A 20,261-nucleotide genomic window follows, 5' to 3' on the forward strand; every position below is an offset into this window, starting at 1 on the left:
GCCCACCCGGCACGAGGACCGGGTGGGTCTGTCGCGTGTCTCAGCAGTTGCCGGAGGCGGGCAGTCCCAGGATCCGCAGGGCCAGCCATTCGATGGCCAGCGGACCGCCCTCGATGGCGCCCGTGACGTGGTCGGGCGCGGGCAGCGACATCCACCGCACCCGCACCCCGGCCCTGCAGTACTCGGTGCGCAGCGTGGACCCGATCGCCAGCGGGATGATCTGGTCGCCGCGCCCGTGGTACAGGAACATCGGCACCCGCGGCGGGATCGCGCCGAGCCGGTTCTCCGCCAGGCGGGTCAGCCACTTGGGCTGGTTGAGCAGGTCGATCGGGCTCAGGTCGGCGAAGCGGAGCCCGGCCAGCTTGCTCAGGTCGCCCACGCAGTCGTCGGCGGCGTCGGCGAGCAGCGCGCGGCCGCGATCGTTGAGGTCGGCCTCGAGGTCGAGCTCGGGGTAGGCGGCGTCGAGCCCGACCCCGGCGGCCGCCGCCAGGCCGAAGTCGGCGCTGCCGTCCAGGTGCTGGGCGACGGCGTGCAGGTCGGCGGGCACCCCACCGGCCGCCACGCCGCGCAGCCGCAGCTCGGGCGCGTACGTGGGCTGGAGCTGGGCGGCCCACGCGGCGGAGGCGCCGCCCTGGGAGTAGCCCATGATGCCGACGGGCGCGCCGGCCGACAGCCCGGCGCCGGACACGCGGGTGGCGGCCCTGATCGCGTCGAGCACGGCGTGGCCCTGCGAGATCCCCGCCATGTACGTGTGCGGCCCCGGCGTGCCGAGCCCCTCGTAGTCGGTCATCGCGACCGCGTACCCCTTGAGCAGGAACAGGCTGACCAGCGCGAGCTCGGCCTCCCTGCCCTGGCTCATGCTGACGGAGGGCGCGCACTGGTCGCCGAGCCCGTGGGTGCCGAAGGCGTAGCCGATGATCGGGCGCGTGCCGAGCGGGTAGCCGGCCCTGGGCACGAGCAGGGTGCCGGAGACGGTGTTGACGGCGCCGGTGGCGGACGTGGAGTTGTAGCGCAGGTGCCAGGCGTTGACCGGGACCTCCAGGAGCTGGCCCGGCAGGAGGTAGACCGTGGTGGGCTGGGCGGAGACGACGTCTCCTGGTGCCGCGGCGCGGGCGGGCGCCGCGGTGAGAAGCGACATGATCGATAACAGGATCATGGACATGCTGACGCGCACACGTAAGGTCATGTGCCGCCCCTCTCCGTGAGGATCACCACTTTGGGACGGCGGCGCCGCGAGCCGATCGTTACCCGAGGGTAACTCCATGTCAAGGCCCGAAATGACGGGCGAACACACCTCGTGTCAACACATCACTCCCGAATCAGCCTCCCCCTTCACCCCGGTGGGGCACCATGGGGACATGGACTCAGGATCGGTGGCCTTCCTGCGCGAGATCCTCGCCGAGACCGGCTGGCTCGAACGCGCCCGCGAGCTGGGTCTGGCCCTGCGGGCCACCCGCTCCCCTGGCGGCCTGCTGCTGGTGGGCACGCCCGACGAGGAGCCCTGGCACCTGACCGCGCACCTCGCCGACGAGGCCCGCCTGTCCGGCCTGTCCCAGCTCACGCCCACCCTGGTGCGCTGGGACCCCCCGCCCGGCGCGCCCGCCCACCTGAGCGTCGGCCTCGACCGGCTGGAGCGGGCGGCCCGCGGGGAGACGCTGTTCGTGCTGTCGGAGCAGCAGGCGCCGGTCCCGCTACTGGAACGGGTGGACGACGCGCGGCGTACGGGGGCGACCATCCTGGCCATCGAGGGCGGCGACCGGGAGCTGGCCGGGCTCGCGCACGACGCGATCGCGGTGCCGCGTGACGGGCCGGTGACGTTCGACGGGGCGCAGCACCTGGTGAGCGCGGCGGCGGGCGAGCTGGAGCAGCGTCCGAGCCTGCGCGAGCGCCTGGCCCGCCTCCTGGAGAAGGTCAGCGGCCCCCAGGTCACCGACTGACGGGAGCCCGCGGCTCAGGCGCCGGCGACCGGGTCGGCTTCCCCGAGCCGCCCGCGCAGGGACGCCTCCAGCGCCGCGGTGGCCTCCTCGATCACCCCGATCACCACGGCGTGCACCGGATCGGGCTCCCCCGAGCGCGTGCGGCCGGCCCTCGTGACGACGTCCACCCTGCGCGCCCCCACGTCGTGGATGTCGCTCACCAGCACCTCGCCCTCCGGCACGTCCAGCAGCGCCAGCGTCGGCACGATCGCCACCCCGTGCCCGGCCGCCACCAGCGCCAGCGCCGGCTCGAACTCGTCGACCAGGTGCACCTTGCGCGGCTCGAACCCGTGCAGCCCCGCCAGCCGCTCCAGCGCCTGCCCGCACGCGTGGGGCGGCACGCTGGCCACCCACGGGCACCGCATGAGGTCGGCCACCGTGGTCGGCGGCTCGGGCCAGTCCGGCGGCACCACGATGCGGTACTCGTCCACGTGCAGCAGCCGCGTGCTCAGCGACGGCTGCGACAGGGCGGGCAGGCCCATGTCCTGCTCGGTGATGAGCACGTCCACCGACCCCAGCCGTAACTCCTGCAGCGCCGGCTGCCCGAAGATCTCATGGATGACCGGCGTGATCCTGGGATGGCGTACGGCCAGCTCCCGGATGGCGGGCACCAGGATGTGCTTGATCACGGTGGCGAAGGCCGCGATGCGCACCGGCCCCGCCAGCCGCTCGGTGAACCGGGTCAGCTCCCGCTTCGCCTCGGCCAGCTCCTCCTCGACCCGCTCGGCGTACCCGGCCAGCACCCGCCCCGCCGGGGTGAGCGAGACGCTGCGCTGGGAGCGGTCGATGAGGGGGAGCCCCACCTCCCGTTCGAGCTGGGCGAGCTGCTGCGAGACGGCGGAGGAGGTCAGGTGCAGCGCCTCGGCGGCGCGCAGGACGCCGCCGCGGCGGGCGACCTCGTACAGGATGCGCAGCCGCCGAGGATCGATCTCCACGCGGATCAGCCTACTGGGGCACGCTGATCAGTCGTCGTCCTGGTCCGCCTCGTCCCATGACTTGTTGCGGTCGGCGGCGCGCTGCAGCGCCCCGGCCGCCTCCTGCTCGGACGTGTACGGACCCATCCGGTCCTTGTTGGGGCAGCCCTGGTCGGGCTCGACCCGCATGTGCTTGAGACAGAACCACCACTGGCCTTCGCTCACGAGGTCAATTCTGCCCCGTAGACTCGTGTTTCATGACGACACTGCTCCAGCCAGGGCGAGTTTCGCCCATGCGAAAGGTTCCCGCCCACATCGAGCGGCCGGAGTACGTCGGCAAGAAGCGCCCCAGGACCGGCGAGTCCGACGTGAAGACCCCCGAGATCATCGAGCGGATGCGGGTGGCCGGCAGGATCGCCGGCCAGGCCCTGGAGGAGGTCGGCAAGCACGTCCGGCCGGGCGTCACCACCGACGAGCTCGACAGGATCGGCCACGAGTTCCTCCTCGACCACAACGCCTACCCCAGCACGCTCGGCTACAAGGGTTACCCCAAGTCGTTGTGCACCTCGATCAACGAGGTCATCTGCCACGGCATCCCCGACGACACCGTGCTGCGCGACGGCGACATCGTCAACGTCGACATCACCGCCTACATCGGCGGCGTGCACGGCGACACGGACGCCACGTTCCTGGTGGGAGACGTCGACGAGGAGTCGCGGCTGCTGGTGGAGCGCACCCGCGAGGCGACGATGCGCGCCATCAAGGCGGTCGCGCCCGGCCGGCAGCTCAACGTGGTGGGCCGCGTCATCGAGGCGTACGCCAAGCGCTTCGGCTACGGCGTGGTGCGCGACTTCACCGGCCACGGGATCGGCACGAGCTTCCACTCCGGGCTGATGGTGCCGCATTACGACGATCCGTCGCTGCGGGTGGAGCTGGTGCCGGGGATGACGTTCACGATCGAGCCGATGCTGACGCTGGGCACGATCGAGTACGAGATCTGGCCCGACAAGTGGACGGCCGTGACGAAGGACCGCAAGCGCACGGCCCAGTTCGAGCACACGATCGTCGTCACCGACACGGGCAGCGAGATCCTCACGCTGCCCTGACCCTGAGGGCGCCCGTCACCCCTGGGGGGCGCCCCGTCACGGCCCGGCCGCCCGTCAGTGCCGCCTGGGCACCACCCCCGTCACCGTGGTGCCCTCACCGTGCACGCTGTTCACCGACAGGGTCCCGCCCATCTCGGCGAAGGCCGCCCGCATCCTGGCGATTCCCCGCCCGGCCCCCGTCGCGGGAAAGCCCTGGCCGTTGTCGCTGACGGTCATCCGCAGCCCGCTCTTGCCGACCGTCACGGCGATGGACACGGTCCGGGCCCTGCTGTGCTGCTCGACGTTGGACAGGGCTTCGCGCACGGTGGTCATGACGCCGCTCGACACGCGGGAGGGCACGTCGGTGGCGGGCAGCGCCCACGTCTCGACCGCGATTCCGGTGCGCTCCGACCATTCGGCCAGGTAGCTCTCGAGCGCCTCGGCCAGGCTCTGCCCCCCGCGCATCCGTGTCTCTTCCGACAATTGGTTCTCGCCTTCCTTGGCACCCCGGGCGCAGCGCCGGTCCCCACTCCGGCGCTCCCAAGCTGCGGTGCGTATCCCCCCTCAAGGCGTGCGCACGCTAGCTGATGAGGTTATGCCCGTCTCCCCTGTAAGAAAGGCTACCTGCCGGTCCTGAGACGTGTAGTCGGAAGGTAGAAGGCCATGTCCGAACGGCTACTCGCCCTTGTCGGCACGGTTGAGACGGGCGAGGTAGGCGTTGTAGGAGTCGAGCTCGGGATCGCCGCCGCCGGTGCGCCCCGCCCTGCGGTCGGCGCGCCGCGCCTGCCTGTTGTCGTCCTTGTACCACTGCACGGCGATGGCCAGCAGGACGATGAGCGTGGGGATCTCGCCGAAGCCCCACGCGATGGCGCCGCCGTCGCGCTGCGTCTGCAGCAGCGTGTCGCCCCACGTACGCCCGAGCTGCTCGTACCAGCCCGAGGCGATCACGGAGCCCATCATCATCAGCGCGATCCCGAAGAAGGCGTGGAACGGCATGGTGACGAAGAGCATCAGGAGCCGCCCGACGTACGGCAGCCGGTTCGGCCCGGGGTCGACGCCGATGATCACCCAGAAGAACAGGCACCCGCTGATCAGGAAGTGCAGGGTCATCCAGATGTGGCCGAGGTGCTCGTTCATCGCCGACTCGAACAGCGGCGTGAAGTACAGCGCGTACGTCGAGGCCACGAAGATGGCGGTGGCGACCACGGGATGCGTGACGACCTTGGTGAAGCGGCTGTGCAGGATCGTGGTGATCCACTCCCGCGGCCCCCTGTCGCCCCTCCTGGCGGCGGGCTTGAGCGCGCGCAGGGCCAGCGTGACGGGCCCGCCGAGGACGAGGAAGATCGGCACGACCATGGACAGCGTCATGTGCTCGATCATGTGGATGTCGAACATGACCTGGGCGTACCGGGCCAGGCCGCTCTGCGTGCAGAAGACGAGCAGCGCGACGCCGATGTACCAGGAGGCGGTGCGGCCCCACGACCACCGGTCGCCGCGCCGGCGCAGGCGCAGCAGGCCGGCCCCGTAGAGCCCGGCCAGCACGGCCGCCACCACGGCGAAGAACAGGTCGAGCCACCACAGCGAGAAGATGTTGCCGAGGGTGAGCGGGGGCGGGAGGGGGAAGCCGAGCAGCTCGAACGCCCGGTCGGCGGGGATGCTGTACTCGGGCGGCGGCGTGCGCGACAGCGCCACGGCGATGCCGATGGTGGCGAACATGAGCACCATCTCGCCGCCGGCCAGCCGGGTGAACGCGCGGGGCTTGCGGGCCTCCAGGTCGGCCAGCGTGCGCTGGCGGTGCCAGTAACCGACGTAACCGAGCAGCACGAACGCCACGATCTTGGCCACGGCCAGGAGGCCGTACTCGGAGGTCCACAGGTCGGAGGCGGCGCCCAGCCGGGCGACCAGCGCGAAGATCCCGGACAGGCCCACCCCGGCGTAGCACCACAGCGCCATCCGGGAGAACCGCGCCGCGGCCACGTCGAGCTGCGGCTGCTTGCGCAGCGCGTGCAGGGCCAGCACGCCGAGCCCGCCCGTCCACAGCGCGAGCGAGAGCAGGTGCAGCGACACCGACGACGTGGCCAGGTCGTGGTTGGGCGAGGAGGAGGTGTGCCCGGTCAGCGGCGCGGGCAGCAGCGTCACCATCGCGAACACCAGCAGCCCCGCCGCCGCCCCGGCGGTGATGGCGCCGCGCGAGAACAGCGCGATGGCCACTCCGAACAGCACCACGAGCGTCAGCGCCACGCCCTGCGTGGTCTGGGTGGCGTAGCTGGTCAGGAAGGCCCGGTCGAGGATCTGCGGCACGCTTCTGCCCATGGAGTCGGCGACGCCGAACACGATGGACAGGAACGCGGCCCCGGCCCACACGAGGGCGGCCCACGAGCTGGCCTTGACGTACTCGACGGCGCTCTTGCCGAGCACGCCCTTGTCGTTGGGCAGCAGCGCGGCGGCCATCAGCAGCAGGCCCACGGTGATCACGCCGGCGGCGTCCATGAGCAGCTTGGACAGCGGCAGCCCCCACCGCACGACGGCGCCGGCGTCGGGCAGCCCCGGGATGATCCTGGGGAACGCCCTGCCTCCGGCGATCATGCCGATGACCAGGGCGGCGATCGCGGCCGCCGCGGTCACGAGCGCGAGGCGCGCCGCCCGGGTCATGGCTTCTTCTTCCGCGCGCTCAGCAGGAACCCGATGCCGATGCCGACGAGCGCGCCGATGACGATGATCAGCCAGACGGGGAAGGTCGCGCCCTGCTCGGCAGCCGCCTGCTCGGTGGCGGCGACCTCGGTGGGCGCGGGAGCCGGGGCGCTCGTGGCGGGGGCGCTCGTGGCGGGGGCTGCGGCGGCCGGATCCTCCGACGACGACGCGGACGGGGACGCGCTGGGCGACGGCGTCTCGGCGCCCTTCACCCGGAACGGGATCTCTCCCTCGATGGGGTGCCCGTCGGAGGACACGACGCGGTAGGCGATCGTGTACTTCCCGTCGGGCAGCGGCCCCTTGACCGCCTGCGTCACCACGGCGCCGTCCACCTCGGGCTTGCCGCTGTGGTGCTGGGCGTCTCCGTCGCCCCGCACGATGACGAACGGCATGCGCACCTTGGCGCTGAACTCGAGCTTGACCTCGTCGAGGGACTCGACCTCGGCGTTCTTGGCCGGAGAGCTGCTCTTGAGCGTGTCGTGCGCCAGCGCGGGCGCGGCAGCGCCGAACACGAGCCCGGACGCGAGCAGGGCGGAGGCGAGAATCGCGGTGAGGGCCGCGAGCGGGGATCTCTTCATGGCACCCCCAAGGCTACCGACGCCACCGCCCGGTCCGGACGTCGCTCCGCGATCCGGGCTCTACAATCCCGCGCAGGCCAGCGCGCGCTGGTAGGCCTCGACCGCTCCGTCGGCGTCGCCGAGCTGCTCCATGGTCTCGGCCGTGGCGTACCAGGTGGAGGCCGAGCGGCGGGAGTTGGGCAGCGGGTCGAGCCACTGCTTGACGCCGGCGGTGTGCGCGCGCCCCTCCTCGATCCGGCCGGCCGCGCCGTAGATCCTGCCGAGCAGCAGGTTCGCGTCGGCGCCGAGCACGTGGCCGTACCTGGGGAGCAGGTCTCTGGCGGTCGCGGCGTGCTCGGCGGCCTGGTCGAGGTCCTGCATCATGTATTCGGCGCAGGCCAGCTCGTTGTAGACCATGGCCTGGTCGATCGTGCTGGTGGAGGTCTGCTCGTACTCCTTGATCGAGGCGAGCAGCATCTCGCGCGCGGTGGCGGCGTCCACCGAGCCGGTCCGCAGCCGCGTCCTGGTGTACGCGTACCGCATCCTGGCGGTGTTGCGCGGCTGGCCGTGCTCCATCTGGACGGCCAGGGCCCGCTCGGCGAAGGCCACCGCCTCGTCGTTGTGGCCGGTGACGCGGGCGGTGATGGAGGCGTTCCAGTTGGCCGCCACGATGGAGCGCGGCGTGCCCAGCGCGTCGGCCGCGTTGAGCAGCTCGGCCGCGAACTGCCTGGCGCGCAGCATGTCGCCGCGTTCGTAGTAGGCCGCCAGCAGCGTGGCGCCCAGCTCGACCAGCAGGTCGGTCCAGGGCTGGCGGGCGATGCCGCTCAGGAGCTGCTCGCCCACCTCGACGGCCTCGCCGAGCTGCTCGCTCTCGCGGTAGGCGCGGCAGAGCGCGACGGCCACCTCGATGTTGCGCTCGGCGGGAAGCTCCTCCTCGCGGAGCCTGAGCATGATGGCGATCGCCTGGTCGAGATCGCCTCCGGCCTCCAGGGCGAGCGCGAGGCCGAATTCCGCTTCTTGACGAAGGGCTGTCAACCCTGCAAGGTTACTGTTCCCAAGCAGCTCGGCGAAGCGCGTGCGGGCCTCGGCGACCTCGCCGTTCTCGAGTGCCAGCCGCGCGTAGCCGAGGGCGAGCTCGATGTCCTCCATCTGCTCGGCCGTGACACCGTTGATCAGATAGGACAGCGAACAGTCCAGCTTGTTGGCCAGCAGCTCCAAGACCGCGGGGGTGGGGGTACGCTTACCGCTCTCGATCAACGAGACATAGCTGTCCGACAGCTCGGGATGCGCCAGCTGCGCCTGTGACAGACCGCGTTGCCGCCGAACCGTCTTGATGCGGAGTCCGACTAGGTCAGATGTGGTCACAGCAGCCGCTCCCTGAGAAGATGAAGTCCGAGCAACCCACATAGGCGAGGGAGAACCCCATGCGCATGCGCATTGCCCTGTCCGTCCTGGTGGCCGCGATCACCGCGGTAACCACCATTGGAGCCAATGTTACGGCCGCAAGTGCCGACTCGTCTTCCCTTACTTCCTCGCTGGCAGAGCCGAGCTGCTGCTGAGCCGCGAGTGGTAGGTGAGCGAACGAGCGTGGTGAAGTAGCACGCTGGGCACGAGCCGCACTCCGTGCCCCAGTACAGTGGTCCGGCAGGCCGGGGTCTCTCGGCCCCGTCACCTGCCTTCCATGCGACTTCCCCTGAGCCGCTGATCAGCCGGAGCCCTCGTGACCGACCGCACATCGGCCACGGGTGCTCACAACGTAGCGGTCAGACCTATATTTCCTCTACATACGATTCAGTCCCCTTTACGCCACGGCCATCGCGACTAAGCTCCCTACGTGTATCCCACTCGCGATCACGGGCGGCCGGCGGCCGGAACGACCATCGGTCTGCTGGGCCCGGTTGCCGGTGTGCTCGGCGGCGGTGACGTCGACCTGGGGCCGCCGCTGCAGCAGGCGATCGCGGCGATGCTGGCGATGCGTGCGGGCCGCGTGGTCACGCTGGGCCAGCTGATCGAGGGCTTGTGGGGCGACGCCCCTCCCCCCAGTGCCACGCAGAGCGTCTACACCTACATCGCGGGCCTGAGGCGGGCCTTCGAGCCGAACCGCGGCCGGCGCCAGCCTCCGGGCATGGTGGCCCGCGCCGCGGGCGGTTACCTGTTACGGCTGGATCCGCTCCAGGTCGACGCGCACGCCTTCGCCGCGCATCTGGACTCGGCGGCGCAGGCGAACAAGGCCGGTGACGTCGCCGGCGCGTTGCACGTCATCGAACAGGCGCTCGCGTTGTGGCGTGGCCCGGCGCTGAGCGGCGTGCCGGGCCCGTTCGCGGAGGGTGAGCGGGCCCGGCTCGAGGAGCTCCATCTGACGGCCGTGGAGGCCAGGGCCGACGCCCTGATACGGCTCGGCCGCCCGGAGGACGGGCTCACCGCGCTCCACGACCTGGCCCACCGCCATCCCCTTCGCGAGCGCCCTCGCGAGCTGCTCATGCTGGCCCTGCACGGGTGCGGGCGGCAGGCCGAGGCGCTGACGGTCTTCGAGGAGGCCCGCCGCGCCCTGTCCGAGGAGCTCGGCGTCGATCCCGGCGAGGGCCTGCGCCGCGCGCACCACCTCGTCCTGGCCGGCTCCGGCGAGCGGGTGACCCCTGATCCCGTCGTCCCTCGCCAGCTTCCCCGCGACCTGATGGTGTTCGTCGGCCGCGCGCGGGAGGCGGTGCGGCTGCAGTCCCTGCTGGATCCGGGGGGTGACGATCCGCCGCACCCGTTCGTGGTGATCTGCGGGGCGCCTGGTGTCGGCAAGTCGACGCTGGCCGTCCGCGTCGCCCACGCGGCGCGGGACCGGTTCACCGACGGGCAGCTCTACGTCAATCTGCGCGGGGGCACGCCGAACGTCTCCCGGCTGTCCTCGCACGAGATCTTCAGCCGGCTGCTGCGCGGCATCGGCACGCAGGACGACGCCGTCCCCGCCGACGAGGACGAGGCCGCGGCCCTGTGGCGGAGCAGGCTCCAGGGCCGGCGGCTGCTCGTGCTCCTGGACAACGCCGCCGATCTCGCCCAGGTCAGACCGTTCGTCTCGGCGCCGCTCGGCACCTCGGTCCTGGTGACGAGCCGGGAATCCCTGGCGGTCGGCGACGACTGCGTCCAGCTCCGCCTGGGCCCGCTGTCCGAGGCGGAGGCCACCGCCATGCTGTCCAGGCTCCTCGGAGCCGACCGCGTCCGCGCCGACCTCGACCAGACCACCCGGCTGGTCCGCCTCTGCGACGGGTTCCCCCTCGCGCTCCGCATCGCCGGCGCGCGGTTGCTCGATCGCCCCGACTGGAGCGTCGGGGCGCTGACGGCGCGGCTCGGCGACGAGCGGCGGCGGCTGGCGGAGCTGGAGGCCGGGGAGCTGGCCGTACGGTCGAGCCTGGCGGCGAGCTGGAGCGCGCTCAACGGCAGCGGCCGCGAGGTCGACGCCGCGGCGGCGCGCCTGCTGGCCCTGCTCGGCCTCCTGCACGTGCCCGACATCACCGTGGAGGCGGCCACCGCGCTGTCCGGCTCGCCGCAGGCCGACGTCGAGCGGGCGCTGGAGCGGCTGTGTGACGCCCATCTGCTCGATGCGGGCGAGCCGGGACGCTACCACCCCCACGATCTCGTCCGGCTCTTCGCGGCTGACCTGCTGCCCGCCGGCGAGCGGCTCGCGCCGCTCAGGCGCGCGATCGGCTACTACGCCGAGTCCGCGCGCGCCGCGGCCAGGACCAGCGATCCGCACCGGGTCCACTGCCTGCACCCGAGGATCGACGCCCGGGGCCGCGCCTTCGGCGGCGCCGACGAGGCGCGCGCCTGGCTCAGGACGGAGGAGGCCACCCTGCTCGCCGCCGCCTTCCAGGCGATGGCCGATCCGGACGACGACGTCGCGCGGGCGGGCGCGGCGATCGGTTTCGCCCTGTGGTGGTACCAGCAGCGGGCGTACCGGGTGCGCGGGCTCATCTCGCTGGGCGAACGCCTGCTCGCGACGGGCGAACGCCTCGATGACCCGGTCATCAGGATGGAGGCGCACGCCCATCTCGCGACGGGCCTGTACTTCAAGGGCGACCCGGTCTGCCTCGAGCACAACGATCGGCACCTGCGCCTGGCCCGGCAGCTGGGCGATCTCTTCAACGAGCAGCGGGCGCACGGCAACCTGGCCAACACGTTGCTGAAGTGGGAACGGTACACCGACGCCCTGGAGCACGCGCTGGCCCAGCGCGCGATCGCCCGCGAGGCGGGGTCGGCGGTGGGGGAACGCTACGCCCTGCTGGTGGCGGCGCGGGCCCACATCCCCCTCGGGCGGTTCGAGGACGCGGCGGTCCTGCTGGAGGAGGGGGCCGCGATGGCCGCTCTCGCGGGCGACCAGCACGGCCAGGTGGAGTTCGCGGTGTCGCGCGGAAGAGTGCTGATCGAGCTCGGCGAGCTGGAGGCGGCTCGCACCGTGCTCACCGAGGCCCTGGAGCCGTCGCGTACCACCGCCAGGACGACGGAGATGGGCTGCCTCGTCTACCTGGCGCGGGCCCACCGCCTCCTCGGCGGGACCGCCGCGGCCATCCGGCACAGCGCGGAAGCGGTCGTGCTCGCCGAGCAGACGGGCAGCGACTACTGGCTCGAACGGGCGATCAAGGAGCGTGACGAGGCCGCGCGGGCGCAGTCGTCGGTGCACGCGTGAGCGGCGGCCTCCCGGTCAGCGCGGCGGCGCCGTGTCCCTGAGCGCCAGGAAGAAGTCGACCCGGTCGGCCATCGTGGACAGGTCCCTGCCGGTCAGCTCCTCGATCCTGCGCACGCGGTAGCGCACGGTGTTGACGTGCAGGTGGAGCCGCTCGGCGCAGGCTTGCCACGAGCCGGCGCAGTCGAGGAAGATCCCGAGCGTGCGCACCAGCTCCGACTGGTGCCTGCGGTCGTAGTCGAGCAGCGGCGACAGCAGCCGGTCGGCGAACGAGCGGCGCACGTCGCCCGGCACCGTGGCCAGCAGCAGCGCGTGCGTGTAGATCTCGTCGCTGGTCACCACCCCGCCGCCCCGGGCCTCGGCCAGCCGCCGGGCGTGCCCGGCCTCCTCCACGCCGCCCTTGAGGGCGGCGGCGCCCGTCAGCGCGCCGCTGAGCCCCACGCACAGGCGGGTGCCGGGCAGCGCGGCCAGCACGCCGGCTCCGGCCCGCAGCCGGTCGGCCAGCTCCGCGGTGGTGCGCTCGCGCAGCGGCACCACCGCGACCGCGCCGTCCGCGCCGGCCGCCGCCACGACCTCGCGGCCGAGCAGCTCCTCCACGGCCTGGCCGCCGAGCGTGGCGGGGTCGGGCCCGCGGGTGGCGCCAGGTCCGGGCGCGGTGACGTTCACGATCGCGTACGGCTCCGCCCCGCCCACCCCGCACGTCCGCAGCCTGGCGTCGAGCTCCGCCACCCCGGCCTCGCCCAGCGCGGCCACGATGAGCTGCCCGGTCAGCCGGCGCTCGACCCGGCGGCCCTCCTCCATCCGGCTGCGTTCGAGGCCCACGCAGGAGGCCAGCTCGTAGCCGAGATCGGCCCGGTCCATCAGGTCGCCGTCGCAGGCCAGCGCCCATCCGGCGGCGCGGTGGCCGCGCCCGACCGCGAAGATCGTGTGCCCGCCGACCCTGACCGGCAGGCGCGGCGCCGTCAGGTACGCCTTGGCCAGGCGTACCGGGTCGTCCGCCGTGCCGACGATCACCTCGCCCGAGGCGGACACCACCGCTCCGGTGACGCCCAGCTCCGCGGCGGTCAGCTCGAACAGCTCGCGCAGGTCGGCGCCCTCCGCGATGGCCGCGACGAGCCGGCGGTGGCTGCCGAGCGCGTCGCGCACGTCACCGGCCAGCCGGGGCACGACCGTCTCGGCCAGCGTGCGGAACGAGACCTCGACCGGCACCTCCACCAGCGGCAGCCCGGCGGCGGCGCAGGCGGCCACCAGGTCGTCGGGCACGTGGCCCAGCCACGCCTGCCCGGCGCCGAGCGCGGCGACCCCGGCCTCGGCCAGCGCGGCCACGAACCGGGCCGAGTCCTCCGGCTCGTGCCGCCACATCAGCCCGGTCAGCACCAGCTCGCCGCCGCTCAGGTAACGGCCGGGCTCGGGAAGGTCCGTGATGTGCACGGTGCCGAACTCGCGGGCCGGGTCGCCGGTGAGCAGCCGCAGGCTCAGGTCGTCGATGGCCAGCAGGTCGGAGATGCGCACCTGTAGGAATGTACAAGCCGTATGTTGCAATCGATGACCGCATTTTGACGTCGGGCATATTTGTCCGGCGCGGGCGCGGTGCTCTACTCGGAGGATGACGCAGACGTCTGACGCGACCCTGCCCGGCGTCGGCACCGGGCTCGATGTCGGGCTCGGTGTCGGGCTCGGTGTCGGGCTCGGTGTCGGGGAGAGCGCGCGGCGGCCCGACGCGGCGCTGAAGGTGTCCGGCGAGTTCGCCTACGCCTCCGACCTGTGGCTGGAGGGCATGGTGTGGGGCGCGACGCTGCGCAGCCCGCATCCGTCGGCGTGGCTGCGCTCGATCGACGTGGGCCCGGCGCTGCGCATCCCCGGCGTGCGGGCGGTGCTGACGCACGAGGACGTGCCGGGCGAGAAGTACTACGGCCTGGAGCACAGGGACCAGCCGGTGCTGGCCATCGACCAGGTGCGTCACCAGGGCGAGCCGGTCGCGCTGGTGGCGGCCGACCATCCGGAGACGGCCCGCAGGGCGGTGGCGGCCATCGCCGTCGAGTACGAGCCCCGCCCCGCCATCACCGACCCCCGCCTGTCCCGGCACTTCGTGCGCCACCAGCCGGTGCGCCGCGGCGACACGTTCGAGGCCGAGGTCGTCGTGACGGGCGAGTACGAGGTCGGCATGCAGGACCAGGCCTTCCTCGGCCCGGAGTCCGGGCTGGCGGTGCCCGCCGAGGACGGCGGCGTGGACCTGTACATCGCCACCCAGTGGCTGCACGTGGACCGCGACCAGCTCGCCCCCTGCCTGGGCCTGCCCGCGGACAAGGTGCGCCTGACGCTGTCGGGCGTCGGCGGCGCGTTCGGCGCCCGCGAGGACCTGTCGATGCAGATCCACGCCTGCATGCTGGCCCTGCGGCTGAACCGCCCCGTCAAGATCGTGTACGGCCGGGAGGAGTCGTTCTTCGGCCACGTGCACCGCCACCCGGCCCGCATGCGGTACGAGCACGGCGCCACCCGCGACGGCAGGCTCGTCTACGTCAAGGCCGACATCCTGCTCGACGGCGGCGCGTACTGCTCCTCCTCCCCCGCCGTGGTCGGCAACGCGGCGTCGCTGGGCGTGGGCCCGTACGAGGTGCCGAACGTGCGCGTGGACGCCACCGGCGTCTACACCAACAACCCGCCGTGCGGCGCGATGCGCGGCTTCGGCGCGGTGCAGGCGTGCTACGCCTACGAGTCGCAGATGGACCGGCTGGCCGAGGCGTGCGGCCTGTCGCCGGTCGAGATCCGGGTGCGCAACGCCGTCTCCCAGGGCTCCCGCCTGATCACCGGGCAGGTGATCGACTCGCCCGCCCCGCTCGCGGACATGCTGCGCGACCTGGAGGCGATGCCCCTTCCCGAGCCCCCGCGTCCGGAGAGGACGGACCGGGACCTGCGGGAGCTGCCCGGCGGCGTCTCCCAGACCACCCACGGCGAGTCCGTGCGCCGCGGCGTCGGCTACGGCGTCGGGATCAAGAACATCTGCTTCTCCGAGGGTTTCGACGACTACTCCACGGCCCGGGTGCGGGCCGAGCTGATCGGCGGCGAGCCGCACGTCACCGTGCACACGGCCGCCGCCGAGGTGGGGCAGGGCCTGGTCACCGTGCAGGCCCAGATCGCCCGCACCGAGCTGGACATCCCGAACGTCACCGTGGCCACCGCCGACACCTCCGTCGGCTCCGCGGGCTCGTCGTCGGCCTCGCGGCAGTCGTACGTCACGGGCGGCGCGGTCAAGGCCGCCTGCGAGGCGGTGCGCAAGCGGTTCGAGGGGCTGCCGCCGAAGCAGGCGCTGGAGCGGTTCGGGCCGATCGAGGAGACGCGGGAGTACCGGCACCGGCCGACGTACCCGATGGACCCGCTCACCGGGCAGGGCGACTCGCACACGCAGCTCGCGCTGTGCGTGCACCGGGCGGTCGTGGACGTGGACGTGGAGCTGGGCCTGGTGAAGGTGGTCGAGCTGGCGGCGGTGCAGGACGTCGGGCGGATGCTGAACCCGCAGGCGCTGGAGGGCCAGATCCACGGCGGCTCCGCGCAGGGGCTCGGGCTGGCGCTGATGGAGGAGATCCAGGTGCGCGACGGCCGGGTGCTGAACCCGTCGTTCACCGACTACCTCATCCCCACCATCCTCGACATGCCGCCCATGACGCTGAAGATCCTGGAGAACCCGGACCCGGCGGCGCCGTACGGGCTGCGCGGCGCCGGCGAGCCCCCGACGCTCTCCTCCACCCCCGCCATCGCCGCGGCCGTCAGAGCGGCCACGGGGCTTCGGTTGACTCGCGTTCCGATTAGGCCGGAAGATATCGCCTTGTTCGACAAGGGCTAGACAAGGGGGCACCCGATGGCAACCGCGCGCGAGGCGGCAGAGGCGGAGTTCAGGCGCTTCGACACCGACGGCGACGGCCTGCTGACCGCCGGCGAGATCAGGCAGGCCAACGAGGCGCTCGGCGGGCAGGGCGCGTCGGAGAGCGAGATCGAGGCGTTCATCAGCTCGGCCGACAGCGACGGCGACGGCATGATCAAGCTGGACGAGTTCGTCGCCCTGGTGGGCCACGGCCGCCACGAGAAGGCGTGATCTCGGCCCCGGCGGGGTAGGCAACCCGGCATTCCCCCTGATCACAAGGGGGGATTGGCGGTGCTCGACAGATTCTTCGAGTTGACGGGCCGGGGCACCACCGTCGCTCGTGAGGTGCGTGGCGGGCTCACCACGTTCATGGCCATGGCCTACATCATCCTGCTCAACCCGATCATCCTGGCCGGGGCCAGGGACGTCACCGGCGCCCGCCTCTCGATCGGCGAGCTGACCACCTCCACCGCGCTGGCCGCGGCGATCACCACGCTGCTCATGGCGTTCGTCGGCAACGCGCCGTTCGGGCTGGCCGCCGGGCTCGGCCTGAACGCGGTCGTCGCCTACCAGGCCGCCCCGTACATGACCTGGGCGCAGGCCATGGGCCTGGTCGTGCTGGAGGGCCTGGCCATCATCGTGCTGGCCGTGACCGGCCTGCGCACCCTGATCATGAACGCGATCCCGCTGGCGCTCAAGCACGCGATCAGCGTGGGGATCGGGCTGTTCATCGCGCTGATCGGCCTGGTGGACGCGGGCTTCGTCGCGGCGGGCTCGGGCACGCCCGTGCAGCTCGGCGCGACCGGGCACCTGACGGGCTGGCCGGTCACGGTCTTCTGCTTCGGCCTGCTCCTGATGATCCTCCTGTACGTGCGCCGCGTCCCGGCCGCCATCCTCATCAGCATCGCCGTGACGGCGGCGCTGGCCATCCTGGTCAACTCGGTCAACACCATCGACCCGGCGTCCTGGGGCGTGGTCGCGCCGCGCATGCCGGAGTCGCTGGTCTCGGCGCCGGACTTCGGGCTGGTGGGACAGTTCGACCTGTTCGGCGGGTTCGTCACGGCGGGGGCGCTGACGGCCACCGTGGTGCTGTTCACGCTGGTGCTGTCGGGCTTCTTCGACGCCATGGGGACGATCATCGGCGTCAGCGACGAGGCCGGGCTGGTGGACGAGCGGGGCCGGGTGCCGCGGCTGGGCCGCATCCTGACCGTGGACGGTGTCGGCGGCATGGTGGGCGGCGCGGCGAGCGCCTCGGCCAACACCGTCTTCGTGGAGTCGGCCGCCGGTGTCGGCGAGGGCGCGCGTACCGGCCTGGCCAGCGTGGTCACGGGCGCGCTGCTGGGGCTGACGCTGCTGTTCACGCCGCTGGCCGCGGTGGTGCCGGCCGCCGCCGCGGCGCCCGCGCTGGTGCTGGTGGGGGCGCTGATGATGATGCAGAGCAGGAACGTGCCGTGGGACGACCTGGACCTGGCCGTGCCGGCGTTCCTGACGATCGCGCTGATGCCGTTCACGTACTCGATCACCAACGGCGTGGGCGCCGGCGTGATCGTCTACACGCTGATCAAGGCGGTCAGGGGGCGCTTCTCCGAGATCCCCTGGCTGCTCTGGGTGGTCTCGCTGATCTTCCTGGCCTACTTCGCCATCGACTGGCTGGAGGAGCTGTTCACCTAGCGGATGTCGCCGCTGTTGCAGGCCACGCCGTTGTTGTCGACGTCGGTGTACCAGGCGTACTCCTCGTGCGTGCCCTTGTAGTAGGGCCCGTCGCCGGCCGCCACGGCCTCCTTGCAGCTCGCGTAACGCTTGTCGGTGCCGCCCCGGCCGCCCGTGGCGGGCGCCGTGCCGCCAGGCCGGGACGTGCCGGTGGAGCCGGTGGTTCCCGTGGTGCCCGTGCCGCCGGTCGGCTGGCTCGACGTGGCGGGGCCGGTCGGCTGCCCGCCGGGGGTGCCGGCCGGGCCGCCGGTGGGAGGCGTGGCCGGCTGGCCGGTCGGAGGGGTGGACGGGCCGGTGGGGGCGGGGGTGGTGCCCGTGCCCGGGGCCGGCGTGCTGCCCAGCAGGCGGGCCACCAGCGCCTCGGCGTCCTCCTTGGTGAAGCCGGCGATGCTCACGCTGTCGCCGTCCATCGGCTGCGTCACGATGGGCGCGGCCAGCACGGTCTTGGGCTGGTCGGCCTGCGCCGGCGCCAGCACGACCGCGACCGGCTCCTGCGCGGGCGCCAGCTCGTCGATGAGCTGCACCAGCTTGTCCTTGAACGCCGGCGCGACCGCGATGCGCACGGAGTACAGGCCGTCGTCCTCGCGCAGTGGCTCGATCCGCTGCACGGCGCCGACCGTGACGCCGGCCTCCAGCAGGTAGCAGGTGCTCTGCGCCTCGTCGAGCACGGCGGGGTCACCGGGGCAGGGCGCGGGCTTGGTCTCCCTGACGGGCGCGAAGTGGATGGGCACCGACAGGTACCGCGGGGGCGCGCCCCCTAACAGCGGCATGTCGGGGCTCTTGGTCATCAGGACGGCGACCGTGCCGAGCACGCCTGCGATGAGCACGACGAGGACCAGCGAGACGATCAGCACGATGGTGGTGAGTCTGCTGGCGGTCGGCTCCCCCGGGTCCGCGGGTGGCGGCTCTTCCGGCTTGTCCATCGATGACGATCCCATCCTGACGTTCGGGCTGCCGGTGAGCCTATCGAGGAGAAGGCACAGCGGGGTAATCCGCCGGATAATCCTCATGCAACTGTGAGACGGGAGGAAGAAAGGAGGAGGAAAGACGGGATCCCCGGGAAGAGTGACGGCATGAAGGTCGGTGTGCCGCGAGAGGTCAAGAACAGCGAATACCGGGTGGCGCTGACCCCCGCGGGGGTGCATGAGCTGGTCCGCCACGGTCACCAGGTCCTGGTCGAGCGCGACGCGGGCGCCGGCTCCGCGATCCCCGACGCCGACTTCGCCGCCGCGGGCGCCGTCCTGGTGCCCGCCGCAGACGAGCTGTGGGGCGCGGCCGACCTGGTCATGAAGGTCAAGGAGCCGGAGGCGGAGGAGTACCACCGGCTGCGCAAGGGGCTGGTGCTGTTCACGTACCTGCATCTGGCGGCGTCGCGGGCCTGCACGCGGGCGCTGCTGGAGTCGGGCTGCACCGCGGTCGCGTACGAGACGGTCCAGACGGCCGGCGGCGCGCTGCCGCTGCTGGCGCCCATGTCGGAGGTGGCGGGGCGGCTGGCGCCGCAGGTGGGGGCCTACCACCTGATGCGCTCGGCGGGCGGCAGGGGCGTGCTCATGGGCGGGGTGTCCGGGGTGCGCGCGGCGCACGTGGTGGTGATCGGGGCCGGGGTCTCCGGCATGAACGCCGCCGCGATCGCCCTCGGCATGCAGGCCGAGGTGGTGCTGCTCGACATGAACATCGACAAGCTGCGCCAGGCCGACCTGATCTACCAGGGGCACTGCCAGACCGTCGCCTCCAACACGCTGGAGATCGAGCGCGCGGTGCTGGAGGCCGACCTGGTCATCGGCGCGGTCCTCGTGCCGGGCGCCAAGGCTCCGACGCTGGTCGGCAACGACCTGGTCAGCCGGATGAAGCCGGGCTCGGTGCTGGTGGACATCTCGATCGACCAGGGCGGCTGCTTCGAGGACTCGCGGCCGACCACGCACGAGGAGCCGACGTACCGGGTGCACGACTCGGTCTTCTACTGCGTGGCCAACATGCCGGGCGCGGTGCCGCACACCTCGACGTTCGCGCTGACGAACGTGACGCTCCCGTACGCGCTGGCCATCGCCGACCTGGGCTGGCAGCGCGCGATGCGCGCGGACCCCGCGCTGGCGCTCGGCCTGAACACACACGAGGGCCGCGTGATCAGCCGCCCCGTGGCCGAGGCGCACGGGCTGGGGTGGACGGCGCCGCAGGACGTGCTCGGCTGAGCGGATTCCCCGTTGCCTCTGGGCATCCCGCACCCCAGGAGTTACGCTAAGTTGCGATCAGCTACTCACCGTAATGATCGGAGTGGTGATGTCCCAGCCGAGCTACCGCGAGAGCGCGGAGCGCAACTTCAACGACCTGGACACCGACGGCGACGGCTTCCTGACCCGGTACGACTACATGGCGCTCGCCCAGCAGCGCCTGCAGCAGACCGGCGTACGGCCCGACTCGCCCGACGGCGAAGCGGTGGTGGAGGCGTTCCTCAACGCCTGGGACACCCACGTGCGCGCCCTGGACACGGACCGCGACGGGGAGATCAGCAAGGAGGAGTACGTCCGTTCCTTCGAGATGCTGGTGCGCACCGGCGCGCTCGAGGCGGTGCTGGCGCCGATCTCCAGGGCCACGTTCACCGTGGCCGACCGCGACGGCGACGGCCGGATCAGCGCCGAGGAGTTCCGCTCGTTGTGGACCCACCCGGGCACCGACCTCGGCACCGCCTTCGACAGGGCCGACGCCGACGGCGACGGGCGCATCTCCTTCGAGGAGTTCGCCCGCGCCCGCCAGGGCCTGCTCACCGGCCAGATCGGAGCCTGAACGTGCGTCAGGGCCCGGC

At 72.4% G+C, this 20,261-nt stretch carries 17 protein-coding genes; 8 read left to right on the forward strand and 9 right to left on the reverse strand.

Going from position 1 to position 20,261, the window contains the following annotated elements:
• Nucleotides 1-40: 40 nt before the first annotated feature.
• Complete coding sequence (locus tag ACBJ32_RS12820; protein ID WP_375126867.1) at nt 41-1,186, reverse strand: lipase family protein; 1,146 nt, start codon at nt 1,184-1,186, stop codon at nt 41-43.
• A 172-nt stretch (nt 1,187-1,358) separates the two neighbouring features.
• Between ACBJ32_RS12820 and ACBJ32_RS12825 the strand changes: the two genes are divergently transcribed.
• The gene (locus tag ACBJ32_RS12825; RefSeq protein ID WP_375126868.1) at nt 1,359-1,937 is read left to right on the forward strand and encodes a hypothetical protein; all 579 of its coding nucleotides are present in this window, start codon (nt 1,359-1,361) and stop codon (nt 1,935-1,937) included.
• A 14-nt stretch (nt 1,938-1,951) separates the two neighbouring features.
• Here ACBJ32_RS12825 and ACBJ32_RS12830 read toward each other — a convergent pair whose 3' ends face one another.
• Entirely contained in the window at nt 1,952-2,911 is a 960-nt protein-coding gene (locus ACBJ32_RS12830) for a LysR family transcriptional regulator (RefSeq protein WP_357865585.1), read from the reverse strand.
• A gap of 27 nt (nt 2,912-2,938) precedes the next feature.
• The gene (locus tag ACBJ32_RS12835; protein ID WP_375126869.1) at nt 2,939-3,115 is read right to left on the reverse strand and encodes a hypothetical protein; all 177 of its coding nucleotides are present in this window, start codon (nt 3,113-3,115) and stop codon (nt 2,939-2,941) included.
• A 32-nt stretch (nt 3,116-3,147) separates the two neighbouring features.
• Between ACBJ32_RS12835 and map the strand changes: the two genes are divergently transcribed.
• Nucleotides 3,148-3,996, forward strand: coding sequence for a type I methionyl aminopeptidase (gene map, locus ACBJ32_RS12840; protein WP_357865582.1), 849 nt, complete (start codon nt 3,148-3,150; stop codon nt 3,994-3,996).
• A gap of 54 nt (nt 3,997-4,050) precedes the next feature.
• Here the strand turns inward: map and ACBJ32_RS12845 are convergent, their stop codons facing one another.
• From ACBJ32_RS12845 to ACBJ32_RS12860, 4 genes are all read right to left on the reverse strand, one after another.
• A complete protein-coding gene (locus ACBJ32_RS12845) occupies nt 4,051-4,440 on the reverse strand; it encodes a sensor histidine kinase (RefSeq protein WP_375126870.1) in 390 nt (129 codons plus the stop codon).
• A 210-nt stretch (nt 4,441-4,650) separates the two neighbouring features.
• Nucleotides 4,651-6,627 carry a cytochrome c oxidase assembly protein gene (locus ACBJ32_RS12850; RefSeq protein ID WP_375126871.1) on the reverse strand — a complete coding sequence of 659 codons (1,977 nt, stop codon included), beginning with the start codon at nt 6,625-6,627 and terminating at the stop codon, nt 4,651-4,653.
• Entirely contained in the window at nt 6,624-7,244 is a 621-nt protein-coding gene (locus ACBJ32_RS12855) for a copper resistance protein CopC (protein WP_375126872.1), read from the reverse strand. The genes ACBJ32_RS12850 and ACBJ32_RS12855 overlap by 4 nt, the downstream gene beginning before the upstream one ends.
• Nucleotides 7,245-7,304: 60 nt before the next feature.
• Nucleotides 7,305-8,588: a helix-turn-helix transcriptional regulator gene (locus ACBJ32_RS12860; protein ID WP_357865576.1), complete on the reverse strand. Its 1,284-nt coding sequence runs from the start codon at nt 8,586-8,588 to the stop codon at nt 7,305-7,307.
• A gap of 469 nt (nt 8,589-9,057) precedes the next feature.
• Here ACBJ32_RS12860 and ACBJ32_RS12865 point away from each other — a divergent pair, with 469 nt between their 5' ends.
• Nucleotides 9,058-11,895 (forward strand): BTAD domain-containing putative transcriptional regulator, encoded by a 2,838-nt coding sequence (locus ACBJ32_RS12865; RefSeq protein ID WP_375126873.1) that lies wholly within the window; start codon nt 9,058-9,060, stop codon nt 11,893-11,895.
• A gap of 15 nt (nt 11,896-11,910) precedes the next feature.
• On the opposite strand, the gene ACBJ32_RS12870 is transcribed toward ACBJ32_RS12865, so the two are convergent.
• Nucleotides 11,911-13,404, reverse strand: coding sequence for a helix-turn-helix domain-containing protein (locus ACBJ32_RS12870; protein ID WP_375126874.1), 1,494 nt, complete (start codon nt 13,402-13,404; stop codon nt 11,911-11,913).
• A 94-nt stretch (nt 13,405-13,498) separates the two neighbouring features.
• Here ACBJ32_RS12870 and ACBJ32_RS12875 point away from each other — a divergent pair, with 94 nt between their 5' ends.
• The 3 genes from ACBJ32_RS12875 to ACBJ32_RS12885 are packed head-to-tail and all read left to right on the forward strand — an operon-like array spanning nt 13,499 to nt 17,422.
• A complete protein-coding gene (locus ACBJ32_RS12875; RefSeq protein WP_375126875.1) occupies nt 13,499-15,733 on the forward strand; it encodes a molybdopterin cofactor-binding domain-containing protein in 2,235 nt (744 codons plus the stop codon).
• Nucleotides 15,734-15,748: 15 nt separating this feature from the next.
• Nucleotides 15,749-15,982, forward strand: a complete 234-nt coding sequence (locus tag ACBJ32_RS12880) for an EF-hand domain-containing protein (RefSeq protein ID WP_375126876.1) — start codon at nt 15,749-15,751, stop codon at nt 15,980-15,982.
• 60 nt (nt 15,983-16,042) lie between these two features.
• Nucleotides 16,043-17,422 (forward strand): NCS2 family permease, encoded by a 1,380-nt coding sequence (locus tag ACBJ32_RS12885; RefSeq protein ID WP_375126877.1) that lies wholly within the window; start codon nt 16,043-16,045, stop codon nt 17,420-17,422.
• On the opposite strand, the gene ACBJ32_RS12890 is transcribed toward ACBJ32_RS12885, so the two are convergent.
• The gene (locus ACBJ32_RS12890) at nt 17,419-18,384 is read right to left on the reverse strand and encodes an excalibur calcium-binding domain-containing protein (RefSeq protein ID WP_375126878.1); all 966 of its coding nucleotides are present in this window, start codon (nt 18,382-18,384) and stop codon (nt 17,419-17,421) included. The two genes, ACBJ32_RS12885 and ACBJ32_RS12890, sit on opposite strands and share 4 nt — an antisense overlap.
• 150 nt (nt 18,385-18,534) lie before the next feature.
• On the opposite strand from ACBJ32_RS12890, the gene ald reads away from it, so the two are divergent.
• Nucleotides 18,535-19,650 (forward strand): alanine dehydrogenase, encoded by a 1,116-nt coding sequence (ald, locus tag ACBJ32_RS12895; RefSeq protein ID WP_375126879.1) that lies wholly within the window; start codon nt 18,535-18,537, stop codon nt 19,648-19,650.
• Nucleotides 19,651-19,738: 88 nt separating this feature from the next.
• On the forward strand, nt 19,739-20,242 hold the full coding sequence (locus tag ACBJ32_RS12900; protein WP_375126880.1) for an EF-hand domain-containing protein: 504 nt from the start codon (nt 19,739-19,741) through the stop codon (nt 20,240-20,242).
• Nucleotides 20,243-20,261 lie beyond the last annotated feature (19 nt).

Origin of the sequence: Nonomuraea sp. GTA35 (genome assembly GCF_041950525.1) — a bacterium.
Taxonomy (GTDB): domain Bacteria; phylum Actinomycetota; class Actinomycetes; order Streptosporangiales; family Streptosporangiaceae; genus Nonomuraea.

Bases quoted from the DNA above. Each gene is read 5' to 3' on its own strand.
- ACBJ32_RS12820 (WP_375126867.1), bottom strand. From the start codon at position 1,186: ATGACCTTACGTGTGCGCGTCAGCATGTCCATGATCCTGTTATCGATC.
- ACBJ32_RS12825 (WP_375126868.1), top strand. From the start codon at position 1,359: ATGGACTCAGGATCGGTGGCCTTCCTGCGCGAGATCCTCGCCGAGACC.
- map (WP_357865582.1), top strand. From the start codon at position 3,148: ATGACGACACTGCTCCAGCCAGGGCGAGTTTCGCCCATGCGAAAGGTT.
- ACBJ32_RS12845 (WP_375126870.1), bottom strand. From the start codon at position 4,440: ATGCGCGGGGGGCAGAGCCTGGCCGAGGCGCTCGAGAGCTACCTGGCC.
- ACBJ32_RS12850 (WP_375126871.1), bottom strand. From the start codon at position 6,627: ATGACCCGGGCGGCGCGCCTCGCGCTCGTGACCGCGGCGGCCGCGATC.
- ACBJ32_RS12855 (WP_375126872.1), bottom strand. From the start codon at position 7,244: ATGAAGAGATCCCCGCTCGCGGCCCTCACCGCGATTCTCGCCTCCGCC.
- ACBJ32_RS12875 (WP_375126875.1), top strand. From the start codon at position 13,499: ATGACGCAGACGTCTGACGCGACCCTGCCCGGCGTCGGCACCGGGCTC.
- ACBJ32_RS12880 (WP_375126876.1), top strand. From the start codon at position 15,749: ATGGCAACCGCGCGCGAGGCGGCAGAGGCGGAGTTCAGGCGCTTCGAC.
- ACBJ32_RS12890 (WP_375126878.1), bottom strand. From the start codon at position 18,384: ATGGACAAGCCGGAAGAGCCGCCACCCGCGGACCCGGGGGAGCCGACC.
- ald (WP_375126879.1), top strand. From the start codon at position 18,535: ATGAAGGTCGGTGTGCCGCGAGAGGTCAAGAACAGCGAATACCGGGTG.
- ACBJ32_RS12900 (WP_375126880.1), top strand. From the start codon at position 19,739: ATGTCCCAGCCGAGCTACCGCGAGAGCGCGGAGCGCAACTTCAACGAC.